General features: G+C 60.1%; 20 protein-coding genes and 1 other annotated feature. Of the genes, 3 read left to right on the top strand and 17 right to left on the bottom strand.

Annotation, left to right across the window (positions count from 1 at the left end; translation table 11 throughout):
- Positions 1-627: 627 nt before the first annotated feature.
- The 3 genes from BN871_RS22325 to BN871_RS22315 form a co-directional block, all read right to left on the bottom strand.
- Positions 628-1167 (bottom strand): cytidine/deoxycytidylate deaminase family protein, encoded by a 540-nt coding sequence (locus BN871_RS22325; protein ID WP_048748940.1) that lies wholly within the window; start codon positions 1165-1167, stop codon positions 628-630.
- A gap of 136 nt (positions 1168-1303) precedes the next feature.
- Positions 1304-2617, bottom strand: coding sequence for a homocysteine synthase (locus BN871_RS22320; protein WP_048748938.1), 1314 nt, complete (start codon positions 2615-2617; stop codon positions 1304-1306).
- A 58-nt stretch (positions 2618-2675) separates the two neighbouring features.
- Complete coding sequence (locus tag BN871_RS22315; RefSeq protein ID WP_157053930.1) at positions 2676-3392, bottom strand: ComEA family DNA-binding protein; 717 nt, start codon at positions 3390-3392, stop codon at positions 2676-2678.
- 249 nt (positions 3393-3641) lie between these two features.
- On the opposite strand from BN871_RS22315, the gene comER reads away from it, so the two are divergent.
- Positions 3642-4481, top strand: a complete 840-nt coding sequence (gene comER, locus BN871_RS22310) for a late competence protein ComER (RefSeq protein ID WP_048748935.1) — start codon at positions 3642-3644, stop codon at positions 4479-4481.
- Positions 4482-4603: 122 nt separating this feature from the next.
- On the opposite strand, the gene leuS is transcribed toward comER, so the two are convergent.
- Complete coding sequence (gene leuS, locus BN871_RS22305) at positions 4604-7045, bottom strand: leucine--tRNA ligase (protein WP_048748933.1); 2442 nt, start codon at positions 7043-7045, stop codon at positions 4604-4606.
- 68 nt (positions 7046-7113) lie between these two features.
- Positions 7114-7355: a binding site (T-box leader), on the bottom strand.
- Positions 7356-7537: 182 nt separating this feature from the next.
- Here leuS and BN871_RS22300 point away from each other — a divergent pair.
- Positions 7538-8260 carry a 3-ketoacyl-ACP reductase gene (locus BN871_RS22300; RefSeq protein WP_048748932.1) on the top strand — a complete coding sequence of 241 codons (723 nt, stop codon included), beginning with the start codon at positions 7538-7540 and terminating at the stop codon, positions 8258-8260.
- Between the two features lie 75 nt (positions 8261-8335).
- Here the strand turns inward: BN871_RS22300 and BN871_RS22295 are convergent, their stop codons facing one another.
- Positions 8336-9007, bottom strand: coding sequence for a hypothetical protein (locus tag BN871_RS22295; RefSeq protein ID WP_157053931.1), 672 nt, complete (start codon positions 9005-9007; stop codon positions 8336-8338).
- Positions 9008-9118: 111 nt separating this feature from the next.
- Positions 9119-9640, bottom strand: coding sequence for a GNAT family N-acetyltransferase (locus BN871_RS22290; RefSeq protein ID WP_048748929.1), 522 nt, complete (start codon positions 9638-9640; stop codon positions 9119-9121).
- Positions 9641-10142: 502 nt separating this feature from the next.
- Here BN871_RS22290 and BN871_RS22285 point away from each other — a divergent pair.
- The gene (locus BN871_RS22285; protein WP_048748927.1) at positions 10143-10571 is read left to right on the top strand and encodes a GNAT family N-acetyltransferase; all 429 of its coding nucleotides are present in this window, start codon (positions 10143-10145) and stop codon (positions 10569-10571) included.
- 380 nt (positions 10572-10951) lie between these two features.
- Here BN871_RS22285 and BN871_RS22280 read toward each other — a convergent pair whose 3' ends face one another.
- The 11 genes from BN871_RS22280 to BN871_RS22230 form a co-directional block, all read right to left on the bottom strand.
- Complete coding sequence (locus BN871_RS22280; protein ID WP_021879571.1) at positions 10952-11725, bottom strand: class I SAM-dependent methyltransferase; 774 nt, start codon at positions 11723-11725, stop codon at positions 10952-10954.
- A gap of 242 nt (positions 11726-11967) precedes the next feature.
- Positions 11968-12918, bottom strand: a complete 951-nt coding sequence (locus BN871_RS22275) for a S1 RNA-binding domain-containing protein (RefSeq protein ID WP_048748926.1) — start codon at positions 12916-12918, stop codon at positions 11968-11970.
- Positions 12915-13262 (bottom strand): ribosome silencing factor, encoded by a 348-nt coding sequence (gene rsfS, locus BN871_RS22270; RefSeq protein ID WP_021879573.1) that lies wholly within the window; start codon positions 13260-13262, stop codon positions 12915-12917. Before rsfS ends, BN871_RS22275 begins: the two co-directional genes overlap by 4 nt.
- A 25-nt stretch (positions 13263-13287) precedes the next feature.
- Positions 13288-13848, bottom strand: coding sequence for a bis(5'-nucleosyl)-tetraphosphatase (symmetrical) YqeK (yqeK, locus tag BN871_RS22265; RefSeq protein WP_048748951.1), 561 nt, complete (start codon positions 13846-13848; stop codon positions 13288-13290).
- Complete coding sequence (nadD, locus tag BN871_RS22260; protein ID WP_048748924.1) at positions 13841-14461, bottom strand: nicotinate-nucleotide adenylyltransferase; 621 nt, start codon at positions 14459-14461, stop codon at positions 13841-13843. Before nadD ends, yqeK begins: the two co-directional genes overlap by 8 nt.
- Positions 14462-14515: 54 nt before the next feature.
- A complete protein-coding gene (gene yhbY, locus BN871_RS22255; protein WP_021879575.1) occupies positions 14516-14809 on the bottom strand; it encodes a ribosome assembly RNA-binding protein YhbY in 294 nt (97 codons plus the stop codon).
- Between the two features lie 16 nt (positions 14810-14825).
- Positions 14826-15722 (bottom strand): shikimate dehydrogenase, encoded by an 897-nt coding sequence (gene aroE / locus BN871_RS22250; protein ID WP_021879576.1) that lies wholly within the window; start codon positions 15720-15722, stop codon positions 14826-14828.
- A gap of 22 nt (positions 15723-15744) precedes the next feature.
- Positions 15745-16866, bottom strand: coding sequence for a ribosome biogenesis GTPase YqeH (yqeH, locus tag BN871_RS22245; RefSeq protein ID WP_048748922.1), 1122 nt, complete (start codon positions 16864-16866; stop codon positions 15745-15747).
- Entirely contained in the window at positions 16863-17390 is a 528-nt protein-coding gene (locus tag BN871_RS22240) for a YqeG family HAD IIIA-type phosphatase (RefSeq protein WP_021879578.1), read from the bottom strand. The genes yqeH and BN871_RS22240 overlap by 4 nt, the downstream gene beginning before the upstream one ends.
- Before the next feature lie 130 nt (positions 17391-17520).
- The gene (locus BN871_RS22235) at positions 17521-19770 is read right to left on the bottom strand and encodes a transglutaminase domain-containing protein (RefSeq protein WP_048748919.1); all 2250 of its coding nucleotides are present in this window, start codon (positions 19768-19770) and stop codon (positions 17521-17523) included.
- Positions 19763-21019 (bottom strand): DUF58 domain-containing protein, encoded by a 1257-nt coding sequence (locus BN871_RS22230; RefSeq protein ID WP_021879581.1) that lies wholly within the window; start codon positions 21017-21019, stop codon positions 19763-19765. The genes BN871_RS22235 and BN871_RS22230 overlap by 8 nt, the downstream gene beginning before the upstream one ends.
- Positions 21020-21022: the final 3 nt, after the last annotated feature.

The following is a 21022-nucleotide window of genomic DNA, read 5'->3' as shown; positions in this document are numbered from 1 at the left end:
CCAGCGCCGCCAGCAGCAGGCCGAGCCCCAGCCCGGCGCTCAGCGCTCCGCCGGGACTCCAATACGCCGCCGCCGAGCTTCCGGCGACAAAACAGACGGCCGCCCAGACAAGCGGCCTTCCGTCCAGATAACCTCTCGCTCTCATCCCTCTTCTCCTTTCCCGCAGAAAACAAAACACCTCCACGAATCTCCTTCTGAAAGGAGTTTTCGTGGAGGTGCTTCCTCCGAAAGCTATGGCATTCGTCTTTAGACTTTGTCTTTAGTCTTTAGTCTTTAGTCTTTAGTCTTTAGTCTTTAGTCTTTAGTCTTTAGTCTTTAGTCTTTAGTCTTTGTCTTTGTCTTTGTCTTTGTCTTTGTCTTTGTCTTTGTCTTTGGCTTTTAACTTTTAGCTTTTAACTTTTAGCTTTTAACTTTTTAGCTTTTAGCTTTTAGCTTCTAGCTTCTAGCTTTTAGCCTTTATCCTTTAACCTTTAACCTTTAACCTTTAGCCTTTTGCCTTCATCCCTTAGCTTTTAGATTCAGCTTTTAGATTTCAGCTTCTAGATTTCAGCCTTAGCCTTCAGCTTTCAGCCTTTAGATCATAGCCTTTAAATTTCGGCCTCAGCCACATAAAAAAACCGCTGTCCGCTAATCCGTAACGGCAAGGCCTGCCTGCGGCGGAGCCTCATAGCCTTCCAGCTGCCGGAAGCCGATTCCCTTCTGCTCCATCAGCGTTCTGACTTTCTCCGAGTCCTTCGGATAAGCCCGGTGATAGACGATCTCGGAAATGCCGCTGTTCGCCAGCATGTTGGCGCAAGTCCAGCAAGGCTGGTCGGTCACATAAACCGTCGAGCCTTCCCGGTCGCTCCGGTCGGTGAACAGAAGCAGGTTCTGCTCGGCATGGATGGTACGGATGCAGCGCTGCTTCTTGACCATATCGGCCTTGCCGTCCGTAATCCGCTGCTCCCATTCCTCGACGATCATGCAGCCGGCCTCGGAGCAGTCGGCGACGCCCATCGGAGCTCCGTTGTAAGCTGTCCCCAGAAGCTTCTTGCCCTGGACGAGCAGCGCTCCCACGTGCCGCCTGAGGCAGCGTGATCGGGTCGATACCATATAGGCGATGTCCATGAAATAGGTGTCCCAGTCTTTTCTTGCGGCATCCTGCTGGACGGCGGATGTAGTCGGCATGCGGAGCAGCTCCTTCCTGTCGGTTCCTGTTGAATTCCATTATAGCGAATGCAGCGGGAAAGCGACAATCGGATGATGCGGGCATGTGACAATCCGCATCCGCAACAATCATGGGCCCTGGACGATCTCTATACGATCAGGAGCCGCTGGCGACCTCGCTCGCCTGGCTGGCGGCGATCGCCTGGCCGAGATCATGCAGGATGTCGGCGATTCCTTCCGTGCCGATGGACAAGCGGATCAGGCCCGGCGTGACGCCGGATGCCAGCTGCTCGTCCGGAGACAGCTGCTGATGCGTCGTGCTCGCGGGATGGATGATGAGCGACTTGGAATCCCCGACGTTCGCCAAATGCGAGAACAGCTGCACGGAGTTGATGATTCGCTTGCCGGCTTCGATTCCGCCTTTGATCTCGAAGGTCAGGATCGCCCCCTGTCCTTTCGGGAGGTACTTCTGCGCCAGCTCGTACGAAGGGTGTCCGGGCAGGCCGGGATAGCTGACGGAAGCCACCGCGTCATGGGCTTCCAGATAACGTGCGACTTCCAGCGCGTTGGAGCTGTGGCGCTCCATCCGCAGGTGAAGCGTCTCCAGCCCCTGCAGCAGCAGGAAGGAATTGAACGGCGAGATGGCGGCGCCAAGATCGCGGAGAAGCTGCACGCGCGCTTTGATGATATAAGCCAAAGGACCGACGGCATCCGTGTATACGAGGCCGTGATAGCTCGGATCCGGCTCCGTCAGTCCAGGGAACCTTCCGCTCGCCAGCCAGTCGAACGCTCCGGCGTCGACGATGATTCCTCCGATGGAGGTGCCGTGTCCGCCGATGAATTTGGTCGCCGAGTGGACGACGATATCCGCGCCGAACTCGATCGGCCTCAGCAGATAGGGACTCGGGAACGTATTGTCCACGATGAGCGGAACGCCGTTCTCATGCGCAATCCTGGCGACGGCTTCGATGTCCAGAACATCGCCTCTCGGATTGCCGATCGTTTCGCCGAATACGGCTTTGGTCTTATCCGAAATCGCTGCGCGGAAGTTCTCGGGATCGGAAGCATCCACGAAGATCACCTTGATGCCGAGCTTCGGCAGCGTATGCGCGAACAGGTTGTATGTGCCTCCGTACAGGCTGGAAGAGCTGACGATCTCGTCGCCTGCCGAAGCGATATTGAGAATCGAGTAGGAGATGGCGGAAGATCCCGAGGAAACCGCAAGCGCTGCCGCTCCGCCTTCCAGCGCCGCGACCCGCTTCTCGAATACGTCGCTGGTCGGATTCATGATGCGGGTATAGATATTTCCGAACGACTTCAGTCCGAACAGATCCGCCGCATGGTCGGTGTCATGAAAGCCGTACGATGTCGTTTGATAGATCGGCACGGCGCGGGACAGGGTGGCGGGATCGATTTCTTGGCCGGCATGGACGGCCAGCGTTTCGAGAGCAAGCTTGCGAGGTTCAGTCATCTTCTTAAAACCTCCTATATCGGGATGAAATAATGGAATTATGCCCATTCTCTCACATTCATGGAAGGACGACAACTAGATCTTTCCATTTCTCTACGATTTTCGGACCGATTCCCTTCACCCTCTGGACATCCTCGACCGATCGGAAAAAACCGCTACGTTCCCGCTCCTCGACGATCGCTCCTGCTTTGGCGGGCCCTACGCCGGGCAGCGCATCGAGCTGCTCGGCGCTTGCCCGATTCAGGTCAAGCCTCCCATCCGACGCGGCGTTTCCGCCAGCCGCTCGCCCGCTCTCTGCGCCTTCTCCGCTCCCGATTGCACCGCCCTTTGCCCCTGTGCCGCTCCGTTCCCCGGCATCTGATGAAGCATCGCCTTCCGGCTTTCGCTTGCTCTCCGCTTCCGCGCCGCTGTCCGAGCCTCCATCGGCTGAGCCTTTCCCCGCTTCGCCGCCCTGATGAGCCTCTGTCGCTTCAGCTCCGCCAGAAGCTCCTCCTGCGGCGGTTCCGTTGCCTGCCGCAGCCTCGCCTCCGGAAACGGCTTGTCCGTAAACAGCGCCTCCATCCTCTATTCCCGTTCCACCGTTACCCCCGTCCCCGCCTGCTGCAGCTTCCTTGCCGGCCATCGCCTCCGCTAGCGCCGCGTTCACTTGAACCCAGCCGGCCGGCTCGGGATCCCGCGGCTGCCGAAGCCCGAATGCGATCAAGCCGGCCCCGGCCAAGCCGAGCACCAAAACGGCCGTTTTCCGGCTCCGCCATGGCCATCCATTTCTCTCCACAAGCATGCTCCTCCCTGCCTTCAGGCATTGATTCGTGAAGGTTTTCCTTTCCTCGACATGTTTGCCGAGCCGTCCTGCATAGAGTACTAACAATCCGCCTTCCGCCCTGGCAAGGAATGCCTTCCGGGATCGGATGGTCAGAAGGGATATACGGGCCTGCACGGCAGCCCATGCATTGTATCCCATGCGGGACGTCCAATTCCGGGCTTCGGCCTGGAACCGGCGTCCCAGCTCGCAAGGAGGGATCCCATGAAAATCGGATTTATCGGCACGGGCAGCATGGGCAGCCTGCTGGTGGATTCATTCATCCGGTCGGGCGCTGTCGAAGCATCCGATGTCGTCGTCGCCAACCGGACTTTCCATAAGGCCGAACGTCTTGCCGCGCAGCATCCCGGCATTACGGCCGTTCCATCAAGCCGCGAAGCCGCACAGAGGAGCGACTGCCTTTTTTTGTGCGTCAAGCCCTCGGAATTCAAATCCGTTCTGCAGGAAATCCAGCCGTCCGTCCGGAGCGACCAGGTCGTCGTGTCCATCACCAGCGCCGTGCTCATCAGCCATCTGGAGGACCAGCTTCCCTGCCGCATCGCCAAAATCATCCCCAGCATTACGAACGGAGTGCTGAGCGGCGCCTCGCTCTGCATGTTCGGCAGCCGCATGACCGTCGCTGACTGCTGCTACCTCGAAGGCATCCTGTCGCGCATAAGCGAGCCCTTGCTCATCGACGAGCAGTACACCCGGATTGTCTCCGACCTGTCCAGCTGCGGTCCGGCTTTCATCTCCTTCCTGCTCCAGCGCCTGATCGACGCCGCCGTCGAGATGACCGGCATCGATCCCGACGAGGCGGTCGCCATCTCCAGCGCCATGCTGCTCGGCACAGGCAAGCTGCTGACCGAAGGAGGCATGACGCCCGATGAGTTGATCCGCCGCGTCTCGGTGCCGGGCGGCATTACCCAGCAAGGCTTGCAGCTGCTCAGGCAGGAGACGGACGGCATGTTCCAGAAGCTGATCACCATCACCCATGACAAATTCCGCGAGGATCTCGAAAAGGTCGAAGCTTCCCTATACGGCGAAGAGGTGAACGGTCCCTGAGGCATTCGCGCATGCGAAACCTCCAGGGTCCGTTCACCTCTTCCGGGATGCTTTCCTCAGAAAGAGCCTCCGGCGGCCTTTCCTCCTCTTCATCAAGGGGGTCGGCCGCCATCGGAATCACTTTAATTGGCTACGATATTGACGAGCTTGCCTTTGACTGCGACGACCTTGCGGACCGTCTTGCCTTCCGTCAGCTCCTTCACGCGAGGGAGCTCTTTGGCGATCCGTTCCATTTCGTCCGTGTCGGTGTCGGCCGCGATGGATACGCGCTCGGCGATTTTGCCGTTGACCTGCACGACGATCTCGACCTCCTGATCCACCGTCCAGGCTTCTTCATAAGAAGGCCATGCCACATACGTGACGGACTCGGAATGGCCCAGCTTCTCCCACAGCTCCTCGGCGATGTGCGGAGCGAGCGGCGAGAGCAGCTGCACGAAGTTCTCCATGGAACGGCGCGGCAGCGTGTCGGCCTTGTAGGCTTCGTTGACCCAGATCATCAGCTGGCTGATCGCCGTGTTGAAGCGCAGGTTGTCGAAGTCGTCCGTTACCTTCTTGATGGAGCGGTGCCACACCCGATTCATCGCGTCGCTTCCCTCGGCATCCGAAATCTTCGGATTCAGCTCGCCGTTCTCGCCGACGAACAAGCGCCAGACGCGGCTCAGGAAGCGGTGCATGCCCTCGACGCCGCTCGTGTTCCATGGCTTCGTCGCTTCCAGCGGCCCCATGAACATTTCATACAAACGCAGAGTGTCGGCGCCGTATTCGCCCACGATGTCGTCGGGATTGATGACGTTGCCGCGGGATTTGCTCATCTTCTCGTTGTTCGTGCCGAGAATCATGCCTTGGTTGACCAGCTTGTGGAAAGGCTCCTTCGTATCCACGACGCCGAGATCGTAGAGCACCTTATGCCAGAAGCGCGCATACAGCAGATGAAGCACCGCATGCTCCGCGCCGCCGATATACAGGTCGACCGGCAGCCATTCCTTCTGCTTCTCGGCGGAGCACAGCTCCTGATCGTTCTTCGGATCGATGAAGCGCAGGTAGTACCAGCAGCTTCCCGCCCATTGCGGCATCGTGTTCGTTTCGCGGCGCGCCGGCAGTCCCGTCTCCGGATCGGTCGTGTTGACCCAGTCCGCAACGTTGGCGAGCGGAGATTCTCCCGTGCCGGAAGGCTTGATCGCATCGACATCCGGCAGCAGCACCGGAAGCTGGTCCTCCGGAACCGGCTTCATCGAGCCGTCCTCCAGATGGAGAATCGGAATCGGCTCGCCCCAATAGCGCTGGCGGCTGAACAGCCAGTCGCGCAGGCGGTAGGTCGTTTTGCCGCGTCCTTTGCCCGTCTCTTCCAGACGGCTGATCATGGCCGCGATGCCCTCGCTGTTGGACAGGCCGTTCAAGAAGTCCGAGTTCACATGCGGTCCGTCGCCTGTATACGCTTCTTCCTCGACGCTGCCGCCTTGGACGACCTCGATGATCGGCAGGCCGAACTGCTTGGCGAATTCCCAGTCGCGCTGGTCATGGCCCGGCACGGCCATGATCGCTCCCGTGCCGTAGCCGGCCAGGACATAATCCGCGATCCAGACCGGAACCTTGGCTCCGCTGACCGGATTGATCGCATAAGCTCCCGTGAAGACGCCGGATTTGTCCTTGGCCAGATCGGTGCGCTCGAGATCGCTCTTGCGGGAAGCCGCCTCGCGGTAGTCCGCGACAGCCGCCTTCCGATCCTCGGAAGTGATGGAGTCTACCAGCTCATGCTCCGGAGCCAGCACGCAGTAGGTCGCGCCGAACAACGTATCCGGACGGGTCGTGAACACCTGGATCTCCGCCGCAGAGCCGTCGACCGCAAACGCCACCTCCGCGCCTACGGACTTGCCGATCCAATTGCGCTGCATGTCCTTGATGCTCTCCGACCAGTCCAGCTCCTCGAGATCCTCGAGCAGGCGCTCGGCATACTCGGTGATTCTCAGCACCCACTGGCGCATCGGCTTGCGGATAACCGGATGGTTGCCGCGCTCGCTGAGGCCGTTGATGACTTCCTCGTTCGCCAGCACCGTGCCCAGCGCCGGACACCAGTTGACCGGCACCTCGGCCACATAAGCGAGGCCTTTCTTGTACAGCTGGATGAAAATCCACTGCGTCCATTTGTAGTAGTCGGGATCGGTCGTGCTGATCTCGCGGTCCCAGTCGTACGAGAAGCCGAGCGACTTGATCTGGCGGCGGAAGTTGTTGATGTTCTTCACCGTGATCTCGCGGGGATGCTCGCCGGTATCGAGAGCATGCTGCTCCGCCGGCAGGCCGAAGGCGTCCCAGCCCATCGGGTGCAGCACGTTGAAGCCCTTCATCCGCTTGTAGCGGGAGACGATGTCGGTCGCCGTGTACCCTTCCGGATGGCCTACATGCAGACCGGCTCCGGATGGATAAGGGAACATGTCGAGCGCGTAGAATTTCGGCTTGCCGTAGTCCTCCGTCGTGCGGAACGTCTTATGCTCATCCCAATGCTGCTGCCATTTCGGCTCCAGCTTCTGGGGGTTGTAGCCTTGCCCTTCCATTCTTTCCTGACTCATGGCCTATGCCTCCTGTTCATTGTCGCGGGGGCGCAAACGCAAAAAACCTCCCGTCCCAGCGATTAATCGCTAGGGACGAGAGGTTTGAATTCCCGTGGTACCACCCTAGTTGGCGCCCGGCATGCTTTGCCGCGGACACCCACTCATGAAGTCCTTAACGCGGACCATGCGGCAAGGCTGCTCCGAATCCGGAATTGACCTTGCGGCTCCGAGGCGAGATTCGGCACGCTGCGGGTCCGGCTTGCACCAACTGATGCCGGCTCTCTAAGTCCACGCGATGCGGCTTACTGCTCCTCTTCAACGCCAATATGGCTAATTTAAGTCCGATTATAGTGGATTGCAGACAGGGAGTCAAGAAGCCGTCGACGGCTGTCGAATCCTGCGGCGCATCATGGCGCTCGCTCATGAGTTCTTCATTTGTTCCTCTTCCAGCCTTCCTATATAATATAAAATGCTGTGCAAGTCCATTCTACATCGACAGGAGAGATTCCATTGGAATTGAAAAATAAAACGGCTCTCATCACCGGCGCCGGCAAAGGCATCGGTCGAGCTTCCGCGATCGCTCTCGCTAAGGAAGGCGTCCATCTGGGCCTGATATCGCGCACCGAGTCCGAGCTGGCATCGCTGGCAAAGGAGCTGACCTCCCAGTACGGCATCAGCGTCCACTACGCCGTCGCCGACATCTCCGACGCGGCCGAGGCGGCCGATGCCGCCAAGGGCCTCGCCAAAGAGCTGGGCAGCGTCGACGTCCTGATCAACAACGCCGGAGTCGCCACCTTCGGCACGGTAGCCGAAATGGATCCGGCCGAATGGGAGCGGATCGTCCGCATCAATCTGTTCGGAACCTATTACGTCACCCATGCCGTGCTTCCTTCCATGCTGGAGCGCAAAAGCGGCGCCATTCTCAACATCGCCTCCACGGCGGGCGAGCGCGGCTTCGCGACCGGCTCCGCCTACAACGCCTCCAAGTTCGCCGTCATGGGCTTCACCGAGGCGCTCATGCAGGAGGTCCGCAAGTCGAACATCCGCGTCACGGCGCTGACGCCAAGCACGGTCAATACACCGCTCGCTTCCGCAAACGGCCTGCTCAAGGGCAACGACAGCGATAACAACATCCTGCAGCCGGAGGATGTCGCCGAGCTGATCGTCGCCACGCTCAAGCTTCCGGACCGCGTGTTCATCAAGACCGCAGGCATTTGGACGACCAATCCTTGATTGCTTGATTGCTTTAAGATTAGCCGGCATTCCCTTGGAATGCCGGCTTTTTGGACCTTTCAGAAGCTGCAGGCTTCAGAAATGCAAATGGAGCTTCCGAATCCGGAGTTCTCGATTCTCGTTCGCAAACCATTGCTCCAGTTCTTCATAATCCCCGATATCTGCGGCTGCCGTTTCAATCCAAATGCGGTCCGTCCCGTCCCAACCATAGTCCATGACCGGCCATGCAGGGGACGAAAGGAGCTGCCTCTGATCGCCTTCGTCGCCGTAAGAAAGCATCGTCATCGTTCGATAATCGATGGGAAGGATCAGATGGCGTACGACACGATTTCCCTCGGGATAGGCAAGACGAAGCAGAATGCGTCCTCGATCAACGCGGCTGTCCACGTAGAGCCCTCTCGGCAGCTCGATGCTGGAAGTGCCGGAGTCCCCGCTTCGGACGAGCAGCAGGGAGCAGGATTTATTGCCGCAGCCGTACTTCACCACTCCCAGCCGGTCGGTCTCTCCCGTCTCGATCTCGGAGAAGGCCGTTCGTTCAAGCTCCTCTTCTGCGGCGCCTTCGCCCTCCAGATAAGCCCGCAGCGGCGCCAGCTCATCCAATGGGAGCTCGATCCCGCTTCCCTGATCGGAGCGGATGACCTCCGTCCTGCCCGGCATGCTGTCGGCTTCGCGCCCGAAAACGCTCCAGCTCCAAACAAGCAGAACAGCCAAACCAAGCAAAAGGAGAAGGTTTCTTCTCCTCTTCATCGACATCCTCATCCGCATCTTCATCTGCTTGATCAGCCGCCTTCTTCATTATCGATCGCCGTTGTCCTGCATCAATCTATTAGCCGAGAAACAAGTCCACGCAGAACGAAGCTAGCCGCCGATCCAGAATCTCCGGACGACATTCCCGTTCTCCTCGGTATGCGGAGCAGCCTCGATTCCGCCGTTGTTCAAGATCGTCCGCGCGGAAGCCTCGTTGGAGCGGTCGCAGACGACCAGCACCTTGGCGATGCCGAGCTCGGCCGTCTTCTCCAGCGCCAGCTCCAGCAGCTTCGTCGCATAGCCCTTGCGACGCGCGGAAGGGCGGATGCCGTAGCCGATATGACCGCCGCTGGAGAGGAGAAACGGCGTCAGGCTATGACGGATATTGACGGCTCCGAGTACGCGTTCCGTCTCATCGACGAGCCAGAAGGTCGAATCCGGCACCCAGCCCTCCGGAAGTCCGATGCCGGCGCTGTTTTTTTCCAGCCATTCCACCATTCCGGCGAAATCCGCCGGTTCCTTTGCGATGACCCAGGGAACCATGTCTTCTCCGCTCTCGACCCATTCCTCGTAGAAGTCCTTATATTCTTTTTCCAGCCGCAAATCCGGAACCGTCAGCCTAACATTCCCCATCGTTCTTCCCCCTCTATTGTCTGCATATCGCCCCAATGCGGACAGCTCCCTTTTAAAAGGAATTTCCCAATCGGCAACGAATCTCTCTAATTCGGGAAAGTATACCATGCCGCGCCTTCAACGAAAATAGAGGGGTCTATCACGCTCATTGGAAAATCAGTCCTGCTGCATCCCTTCGTCGAAATCAGTTTGGGAGCTTCGGTACCGACGGCTCGCCGATCCGCGGGTAAGCGCCACCCTTTCATCAGGGGCTGGGAATGCCGTTTGCTCCGGCCGAGGTCAAGGAACGGACGACGAAGCACGCCATAACAACGGAAAATGCGGCTTTAGCAGGGACGGCATCCCGTGGGATGAGGTTTGCAAAAACGGCAATCGGCTGCTCATGAGCAGTCTCGATCAGAAATTCAACGAAAGGGGTTGAAGATCATGGAGCAGAACCGCAGCCTCTCATAGAGGGCGGATACCCAGGCCGCCTGAGAATAAACCAAAGGTGGTTATGCAAATGAATCCGAAATCCATCGTCATAAAAGAGCGTCAGCCTTCGGTAGAGGAGTTCGTCTCCCTCTGGCAAGCCGTGGGGTGGGGACATGCAGATGCCGAAATGGCCCGGAATTCCATTCCCCAATCTCGTTATGCCGTCGTAGCCGAGCTGGACGGCGAGGCCGTCGGAATGGGCCGGATCGTCGGCGACGGCGTCATGTATTTCTATATCCAGGATGTCGCCGTCCACCCGGAGCATCAAAGCCGCGGAATCGGAAAAAGAATCGTGGAAGAGCTGCTCGACTACGTTCGACGGAGCAAGCTGGACAGCGGCATTGCTTTTACGGGACTGTTCGCTGCGGAAGGCAAGGAAGCATTCTATGAATCGTTTGGATTCAAGAACCATGCTCCCGGCATGACGGGGATGTTCCATGTATTTGAAGTCAAATAGGTTTTCAAGAGAATGGGTTTTCACCGCTGATCCAAAGAAGAGGTAAGGTTCCCCGAAAAAGAGGGGCTTTACAGCCTTCTCTATCTGAAAATAAATACTACTAACATGTAGATTACATCCTTCTATCTTATTCCATCTACATCTACTATAATGAAAAAAATGGTAAAAGGAGGTGACGAAGTTGAAGAAAATGTTTCTCATGCTTGGTTTGACAGCATTGCTGGCCCTTCCATTCGCTTCTCTAGCTTCTGCTGCTGCAGCTCCTCAATACTGCTATACGTCCCCTATTACATGTTTGGAGAAGTTTTATTAAACTTCCAGTTAGGCTGTCAAAAAGGCTGCTCTCTCGACGCATGTCGAGTGAGCAGCCTTTTTGAAATCTATTTCACCGCCGCAAAAAACAGCCGCTCCGAATCCGGCCCCGGCTCTCTCAGCTTGAAGTCTCCATACCGGTCCACCCGGCTGAAGCCGGCGGCCTTCAAAGCCCGGACGATCCAGTCGGGATCGTAGGCTCGCTGCAGATGGGTTTCCTCGAAGCGGATGAAGCGCCCGTCGCGGTCTCCCGCATCCTTGGCGAATATCGTCAGATGATGGCGGATCTCGATGCGGTCTTCCTCCAGCTCGGACGTCCAGATGTAGCCGACATCCCGCTCATCGAGGAAGAAAGGCTGCTCCTCCGCGTACCTCCGAAGCGTAGACGGCGCATGGACGTCGAACAGGAAGACGCCGCCGTCCTTCAGCCCCCGGAAGGTCGCCTTGAAGGCCGCTTCGATATCTTCTTCCTCCGTCAGGTAATTCAGGCAGTCGCAGAAGCTGATCGCGGCGTCCACCGGATCCGGCAGCTCCCAGTCCCGCATATCCTGCTGCAGCCAGCGGACGGAACCGGCATTGGAACGGATCGCCTGCTGGGGCGTCTCGTCCCATTTGCTGCGGGCGATGGACAGCATGTCCGCGGAGAGGTCGATTCCATAGACGCGGAAGCCTGACTTGGCGAGCGGAATCGACAGGCTGCCGGTGCCGCAGCCGAGGTCGGCGATGCTTTCCGGCACGCCGTACCGCTCCCAGCACTCTCTCATGAACCGGATCCAGTCCGGATATGGCATATCTTCCATCAGCCGGTCGTAGACGCCGGCGAATTGGCGGTAAGCCCTCATGGCAAAACCTCCTAAGCAAACACATTTGCAACGGCAGACGCTTCCTTAAGTGCGCATCAGTCGTATCAAGCCTTCAAGCCCTGCAGGCGCAGCACGGTGAATGGCGGGGCATCGCCTGCCCTCGGCTCAACCGCCACGCCTTCGAGCCGAAACGAACCGCATGGCCGCATCGACGAGCCCTGCCTCTTGATCCAACCAGCAAATTTCAACCTGCAGACGAAGCGGCCGTCTCCGAGCGAAACCTATTCGGCTCCGCCGTTTTCCTCAGCCGAAGCTTTGCCTTCCGTCGCGGCGCCGCTCTCGGCTTCCGTGATCAGCTTCGTCCAGTTGCCTTCCTGGCGGACGAGCCCTTCGCGCATCAGCTTGCCGACGGCGCGCTTAAACGCCCCCTTGCTGATGCCGAACTTGTTCTTGATGATCTCCGGAGGAGTCTCGTCGGAGTACGGCATCGCCTGCCCCGGACGCTCTTTGATGAACGCAAGGATGCGGTCCGCGTCCTCGAGACGTCCTACCTGCTTGAGCTGGCCCATCGACAGGTTGGCGCGGCCGTCCTCGCGGACGAAGGTTACCCGGGCCCGGACACGCTGTCCAAGGCGCAGCGGCTCCGGACGCTCCGATGCCGGAATCATGCCGTACGCTCCGAATCCGATGACGTCGCCGTCCAGGACGACGAAGGAGCCCATCTGCAGCGTGCGGCTGACCCAGCCTTCCTTCCATTCGTTGCGCCAGGCCGCCGGTACCGGGAATACATGCTTCGCCAGATCATCCTCGCGCGCGAGCTTGCCGAGCAGGCGGCCGCTCTTGTCATGCGACAGCGTCACGTAGACCTCATCGCCCGGCAGCGGACGGAGGTCGACGAGCTCCGGCAGCTCCGAGAGCGGCAGCAGCAGCTGCCGTCCGAGACCGATCTCGAGGAAGCAGCCGAGACGCGGATGAATGTCCGCGACAGCCAGCCGCTTCAGCTCTCCGAGCCGGATCAGCGGCTTTTTCATCGTGGCGGACAGTCGGTCGTCGGTATCGTGGAACAGGAACACTTCCAGCTCCTGCCCTTCCTTCGGCTTATGTCCATTCGTCTCGCTGTAGTGCAGCAGCACTTCCGTATCCTCTTCGTCTCCAAGGCTTAGAAAAAAGCCGAAGGGCGACACTTCGCGCGCCACCCTCAGCTTCAATATTTGTCCGGCGTAGGGAGTCATGCGAACTCCACGACCTTGGCGTCGGACCACAGCCGCTCCAGGCTGTAATAGTCGCGCTCGTCCCGGTGGAAGACATGCACGACGACGTCTCCGAGGTCGATCAGCACCCAGCGCGCGGTATCCATGCCTTCAAGGCCGCGCATCGTCACGCCGCCCTCCTGGGCGCGCTTGCGGATCTCCGTGGCGATCGCTTGCACTTGCGTATCGGAATTGCCGTGGCAGATGACGAAATAATCGGCGACGAGAGAAATATCCTTGAGGTTGAGCGCGACGACGTTGCCCGCTTTTTTATCTTCGGCCGCCTCGACGGCGGCCTGCAGCAGTTGTTCGGAATTCAGGGCCATTCAGTTGCCTCCTAATGTGTAATCGTTATGGGTTGCGAATCAAATCGTTCCGTGCAGCGAGCGTCAGGGGATAGATTACTTTTCCCTTCTCCAGCAAAAATCGTATCGTCGAATCGAAACCGGCTCTGAGCGCGGCGTCGAGGTCGGTCTCGGCAAGCTCCCGAATGCCGTCCACGCCGGGGAAGTCCCGTCCCGGCTCCATGTAATCCGCGAGGCATACCACTTTGTCCAGCAGCGTCATGCCGGCCCTGCCGGACGTATGGTAACGGACGGCGTCGAGCACCTCGATATCCGTGACGCCGTAGTCCCGGCGGGATATATAGGCCCCTGCGGGCGCATGCCACAGCTCCTTGTCGTAAGACAGGATGCCGAGGTCGGCGCCCTCCTCCCGGATCGCTTCTTCCATCCGGTCCACCGGCCAGTATTTGGCCAGATCGTGGAGGATGGCGGCCAGCTCCGCCTTGTCCGGATCCGCTCCGAACCGCTTGGCGAGCACGATGGCCGTCGAGATGACGCCCTGCACATGCTGCCAGCGGCGCTCCGGCATGCCGGAGCGAATCGATTCGATCATCTGCTGCTTATCCATCATGGCGGTACAGTCCCTTCTCCAGAAGGTAATCAAGCGCCGGCTCCGGAACGAGGTACCGGACCGACAAGCCCGCACCGAGCCGAGCCCGGATCGCCGTCGAGGAGATCGCCAGCCGCGGCATCGAAGCCAGCAGCAGACGCTCTCCGAGCTTGTCCGGAAGTCTGCCGGCCGCGGCGGTGGCGGAAGCCGCCGGATCGCCGTCGTCGGACGGCCGGTCGACGCCGATGAAGCGGATCCTCTCCGCAAGCTCGCCGATCCGGTGCCATTTCGGCAAATCTCCGATCCGGTCCGTTCCGATGATGAGATGGAATTCCGTCTCCGGCATCTCTTCCTGCAGCTGCAGGACGGTATCGAACGTGTAGCTGACTCCGCCGCGCTTCAGCTCGATATCCAGCGCCCGGAAGCGTGGATGGGCTTGTACGGCGAGCCGGACCATGCTCCAGCGGTCTTCCGGAGAAGCCCCCGGAGCGCGGTCCTTGAGCGGAGGCCCGGCATTGGGGATGAACAGCATCTCGTCCAGCCCGCAAGCCTCCATCGCCCGCTCCGCCGCAATCATATGCCCGATATGAATGGGATCGAACGTGCCTCCCATGATGCCTGCCTTGCGCATTCGATCCCCTCCTCCCCATGGCCGGCATGCTTCGGTATTACGGAAGCGTGCAGCCTAGCGGGGAAGCACGATCGTCTTGTAGTCCTTGGATTCCTTGTACAGCACGATCGTCTTGCCGATCACCTGCACGAGCTCCGAGCCGGAGCCTTGCGCCAGCTGGGCGCCGACTTCGCGCGCATCCTCGTCGCAGTTGTTGAGGAGATTGACCTTGAGCAGCTCGCGCTTCTCGATCGCTTCCTCGACATGCTTGACCAGCTGCTCGTTGAAGCCGCCTTTGCCGATTTGGAAAATCGGGGTCAGATGATGCGCCATCGCGCGCAGATGGCGTTTTTGTTTGCCTGTCAACATAAAATCACATACCTCTCTATGGTGCGGACTTCTCCTGCATCGCCTGCAGGACGGCTTCCCTCATCGCTCCGGTCGGAGCCGGTATGCCGGTCCAGTATTCAAAGGCGTAAGCGCCTTGGTAGATAAACATGCCGAGTCCTCCATGCGTCCGGAGGCCGAGGCTGCGGGCTTGGGCCAGCCATGCGGTTTCAAGCGGATTGTAGATCAGGTCGCTTGCGACCGCGTCCGGCCGCAGCAGCGATACGTCGACAGGGCATGCGTCTACATTAGGATGCATCCCGATCGAGGTCGTATTCACGACGAGATCCGCTGAGCGGAGAACATCCTCCGCCTCGCCGCCGGACTGCTGGAGCGCCCGCACCTGTCCAAGGGAGGCAAAAGCTCCCGCCAGCTCTCTGGCGCGCTCCTCGGTCCGGTTCAGCACCGCGACCTCCGCCGGCTCTTCCTTCAGCAGCGCGTACAGCACGCCGCGGGCGGCCCCGCCGGCACCGATGACCGCGATGCGCTTGCCTCGCAGATCGGGCATGGCCTCTTCCTTGAGGGAACGGACATATCCGATTCCGTCCGTGTTGTAGCCGGTCAGGACGCCGCCTTCGTTCACGACGGTGTTCACCGCTCCGATCAGGCGGGCTCCCTCATCGACATGGTCCAGATGGCTCATGACGTCCAGCTTGTGCGGAATGGTCACGTTGACGCCGCGGATGCCCATCGCCCTGACTCCGGCCCAAAAATCGCCTAGCCGGTCAGCCGCGACATGGAAGGCGGCATAAGCGCCGTTCACTCCGGCCTCGCGGAAGGCGCGGTTCATCATGACCGGCGATTTGGAATGCCGGATCGGGTCGCCGATGACGCCGTACAGCGTCGTATGGCTGTCGATTTCCACTCCGGCCATTCCATTCGACTTTGCCATCATGCCGTCAGCACTCCCGTCTCTGTCAGATTAAAGCCTCGCGGACGAGAACCTTGACTCCCTTGGGCGCATACACTTCGATCTGCGCGCCGCTGGTGCCGTTGACGCGGATCCAGCCCAGGCCCGAGACGAACACGTCGGACTCGCTCCCTTTTGGAATGCGCAGGGAATGGCGCGTCCAGGCCGGCATCGTCTCGAGCTCTTCCCGCGAAGGCGGGGCAAGCAGCTCGCCCTTGTGCTGGGCATAGAGATCGTCGGCGCGCTCCAACTTCGTCCGGTGCACCTTCATCGCATTGGCCGTGTACAGCGTGAAGCTGAGGTTGGCTCCGGCCGCATAATCGAACCGGATCAGGCTTCCGAAGAACAGCGTCTGCCCGGCATCGAGCTGGTAGACGAGCGGCTTGATCGGCTTGTCCGGCAGCAAGGCTCCCAGAACGCCGCGCGGCACGAGCTCCGTCAGGCGCGAGCGGTACACGATGCCCGGCGTATCGACGATGGCTTTGCCGTCGTCGAGCGGGATGCGGATCTCGTCGAGCGTCGTTCCGGGGAACCGCGATACGGTCAATTCCCGGTCCAGATCGCTGTAGTCGGAAATGAGCCTGTTGATGAGCGTCGACTTGCCGACGTTGGTGGCGCCGACGACGTAGACGTCGCGGCGGCCGCGCAGCTCCTCGACCGCTTCTACGACCCGCTCGAAGCCCATTCCCTTCTTGGCGCTGCACAGGACGATATCGACCGTGCGCAGCCCTTGCGCCTTGGCCTGCCGCTGCACCCAGTTGCGGATGCGGTTGTAGTTCGTCCCCTTCGGAAGCAGGTCGATCTTGTTGACGACGAGCAGCACGGGATTGTTGCCCACGAAGCGCTGCAAGCCGGAGATCAGGCTTCCTTCGAAGTCGAACAGGTCGACGATATGCACGACGAGGCTGTCGGTAGACGCGATGCCGCCGAGCAGCCTCAGGAATTCGTCATGGTCCATGGACACCGATACGGCGTCGTTGTAGTTGCGGATGCGGAAGCACCGCTGGCAGATGACGGCTTCGCCGCCCTTTGCCGATGCCGGGACGTAGCCCGGCTTGTCCTTGCTGTCGGACTGAAGCGCGGCTCCGCAGCCTGCGCATCCTTGCTTGTCCAGTAGTTTTTCGCTCACTTGCTTGTTTCCTCCTCCTGCCACAGGCCCTTGCGGCGCAGCCGGGAGAGGGCAATCCGTTCCAGCAGCCGGTTGATCCGGGTGCCGAAGCCTTCATCCGCCGGCGAGATGGGAGCTACGAGTATCGTATACAGCCCCATCCGCTTGCCTCCCAATACATCGGTCATCATCTGGTCGCCGACGACCACCGTCTGTTCCGCCTCCAGGCCAAGCACCGCCAGCGCCTTGCGGAACGCTTGGGTGGACGGCTTGCGGGCCGCATGGATGAACGGAATCGCCAGCGGTTCTGCGAATCGGGATACCCGGGTCTCGTGGTTGTTGGATACGACTACGACTTGGAAGCCGAGTTCCCTGACCCTGTCGAGCCAGGCGATCAGTTCCGGGGTCGCCAGTGCGATCCGGGCGCCGACGAGCGTGTTGTCGAGATCGGTGATAATGCCTCGAACACCCTTCTCCTTCAGCAGATCAAGATCGATTTCATATATAGATTTCACGCGCATGTGCGGCACCAGCCGTTCAAACATCGCTTAGTCTCCCTTGCTTAGAGCCTGCTATCTTACGAAACTATACCATATTACAGGATAACGGCGCAAAAAGGAACCGCCCTGTCAACAGGAGCGGTTCCTTTCCCGAAATTTGCCGGCTGGGCCCGGATCAGCCCGGCTTGCCGAACCTGCCGAGCACGCCTTTGACTTTGCCGGCGAAGGCCTCGGCGTCGCCGTATGAAACGGGCTGTCCGCTGTATTTCACTTTCTCGAAATCAGCCAGGATAGCCTGAAGCTCCTGCTGCAGATACTTGCGCTGCTTGGACCACCGCAGCACCGCCTCCCTCAGCGTCTCGTGATCCTCCTTGACCAGGCCGCCCCGTCTCGCGGAGCGGATCATCCGGCCGGTATCCCACGATATCCGCTCCTCGGCAGACAGCGAGCGGATGCGCAGGCGGCGCCAGGAATCGGCCAGGAAATGCCGGTTCACGAATGCCGCTGCAGCCGCGGCTGCCGCCAGGAAGATACCCCCGATGACGTAGACGTAGGACGGAACGTTGAAGCCGGATGTCTCGGCAGCCTCCGTGTCCGTTGCCGGAGCCGCGCTTGGCGCCGGCGTCGGGGTGGCTGCCGCTGCCGCATCGTCGGCTGCCGCCGGATACGGATAAGCGAAGCCTGCCGTCGGCTCGAACGGAATCCAGCCGTAGCCCTGGAAGTAGATTTCGACCCAGGAGTGGGCATCGGAGTTCCGCACTGTATAGGTGTCGCTCTCCATCCATTCCTCGGGGCCGCCTCGCATGCCGCCCGGCGTCGGAACGCGGTTCGAGCCGGAGGCATAGCCTTTCACCCAGCGGGCGGGCAGATCGACGGAGCGGGCAAGCACGACCATCGCAGACGAGTAATAGTCGCAGTAGCCTTCCTGGATTTCAAAGAGGAAGGAATCGACGAAATCGGCGCTGACCTTTTTGCTCGTATCCGGTTCGTTGGTGTACGGATAGTTGACCTTCAGGTACGTTTCAATCGCCGCAGCCTTGCCGAAGTCCGTCGTCTCGGCAGCCGTCAGATCGCGCCCAAGCTGAGCGACCCGAGACGGAATATCCGTCGGGAGCTGCGTATACATCTGCTGATCGGCGCTGTTGTCCATGAAGGCCTTTGCATTCTTCACGCCATCGTCCACGAGCGTCTGCTCGGAGACGATGGAATAGGTTTTGGGGTACGTCTTCTGCCCGTTCTCGTACCGGAGCTCCATGGAGGAGGGCCCCCAGCCCCCAGACCCGGAAATGCTCCCGGAGTCGTTGACTGACTTCAGCGATTGGATGGCGGAGGCTCCGAACAGGACCGGGAACATGTCCTTGCGGGCCATTTTGAACTCTTGACTGATCTCCACCGTATCGGCGGCGGAGCGATCCCACGCCAGCGAAAGCTCGCTGCCCACAGCCAACGGCATGAGCTGCTCGTTCTTCTCGAGCTCGCTGTCTTCCCAGCCCTTGCCCGTATAATACGATTTCGTCTCGCCTCTCCAATAGCTCTTGCGGTCCGACTTGACCGTCATGACCGGGGAATAGTCGTAGTTGAAGCCGCCGCCAAGCTTGCCGTCCTCGCGGCTGTAGCCCGACTTGCTGCTCTGCTTGCTGGAGTTCGCCGGCGCAATGCCCTTGTCCCCTACGAAAGACTGGACCTGCTCGCCCTGGGCTTCCTTCCATACCGTGTACGGATCCTTGATGATCGGCGGAATCTCGGGAACGAACAAGCCCGTCGCCATGACGAGGGAAAGCACCAGCACGATCGGCAGGAGAAGTTGCGCCGGGTAGCTCTTCAGCCTCGTCCAGCTTGCGGGATGGTCCCGCTGGAAGCGGGCGAAGTGCTCGGCGATCAGCCAGACCAGTCCGGCGAAAATGACGACGGCCGTGTTGTCCCATAGATAGATCGGCGTGAAGGAATCCGTCACGGCCAGCACGAGCAGGCACACCGAAGTGAAGCCGACAATGCGGATCCGGATACGCGTCCAGGCCGAGAAGAGGATATAAATCATCCACACGGCGAGCGCGATCTCCAGAAACGGATGAAGGGCGGCAGCATTATCCGCCAGATAGGACAAGCGGTCATCCATGAGAATCGGATCGTATGGCGTCCACTCGATGGGAGCGGCGGCATAGAGGATGACGCCGATGGACGCAAGCTGAAGCAGGATCCGGTATATTCTCCGAAGAGGCAGCAGCTCGGCCAGGGCTGACACGCCCAGGACGAGGTAAGCGACACGGAACGTTTCGGGCCACCAGATCTTCTCCAGCACCGATAGGCTGCTCGCAATCATGACGGCTGTCAGAAGGCCGCTCAGCATGACGAACCAGCGGGCGGTGGGGGCGTTCATTCCCTGGACAAGCCCCAGGTAGCGGCGGGCTTTCCTGCCTTCAGGCATCGTTGGCGACCTCCCTTCCGTCAAGCGCGTCCGGAAGCTCTTCCAGGCTCGAGATCACATAGACAGGGCCGCCGTAATCGTGGAATGAGGGGCTGTCCGTTCCCGAGGAACGGTCCTCGATCTTGATGCAGCAAGGATTCATGCCCCGCCGGGACAGCCTGGACATCGCCCGGCGCACTTCATCCGCACCGGCGTCCGTCACGAGCACGGCCAGCGAGCCGCGTTCAAGCACGGCCTCCGCCTCCGGCAAGGCGGCATCGATTCCTTCCGCTCCATCGTTGTCCGCCGCGGTGAGCAGATCCATCGCCCGATGAAGCTGATCGCCGCCGCTGCCGGAACGGAGAATGCCCGGAATCCGGGATGAAATCCAGAGCCCCATCGACGTATTGCGCCGAAGTCCGTGCTGGAACAGGGACGCCGCCGTCGACACGGCGATCTCGAATCGGGCTTCGGCGCCCGGAGCCTGGCGGCGGCAGGCATCCAGGAGCACGATCGTACGCGGAAGCGCCTCGCGCTCGAATTCCTTGGATTTCCACTGTCCGGTCTTGGCGGTCGCCCCCCAATGGACGCGGGAGAGGCGGTCGCCCGGCAGAAACTCCCGGATGCCGTTGATCTGGGTCGTCTCGCGCGAAGCCCGGGGAGCCGAGGCATGCGAATAATGGCCTTTCGCCCCTCTGCGCACCCGCTCCCAGCCGCGAAGCTCGATCGTCCTCGGCCTCACGGCAAAAGCGTCCGCCGATTCGAAATGGCCGGTGTGCTCGAAAAAGCCGAACAAATCCCGCGTCGAGCATTCGGTCGGCAAAAACCGGTAGACGCCTCTTTCCAGCGGCGGCGTCCTGTAGGAAGCCTGTCCGCTCCGCTTCACATTCGGCACGAAGCTGATCTCGAACGGAATCTCTTCGCTGCCGTTGCGCTGCAGCCGTTCCCGGACAAGCACGTAGGGAACGGGATAATAGCCGGGCATCTTCATGCTCAGGCTTACTTCCTGAGAGCTCCCCGCGCTCAGAACCGCCTGGGCCGCCGGCGACAGGTCTCCGGAAGCCCTGATCAGGCGTTTGCCCGATATGCCGCGGATACCGCTCCAATAACCAAGAGAAATATAGACGATGAGTCCGTTCAGGATGCAAAAGATCATGACGGCGGTTTTGCCGCCTTGAAAAAGCATGTACAACAGGCTGGAGACGTAGATCAACGCCAGCAGCCGCCACCTGAAGGCGGACTGGCGCCTCCTTGCAGGGATCGAGCCCATCGA

It is taken from the genome of Paenibacillus sp. P22, from assembly GCF_000469945.2.
Lineage (GTDB): Bacteria > Bacillota > Bacilli > Paenibacillales > Paenibacillaceae > Paenibacillus_O > Paenibacillus_O humicus.
The sequence above is the reverse complement of the archived record's forward strand: the minus strand, read 5'-3'. Positions and strand labels throughout refer to the sequence as shown.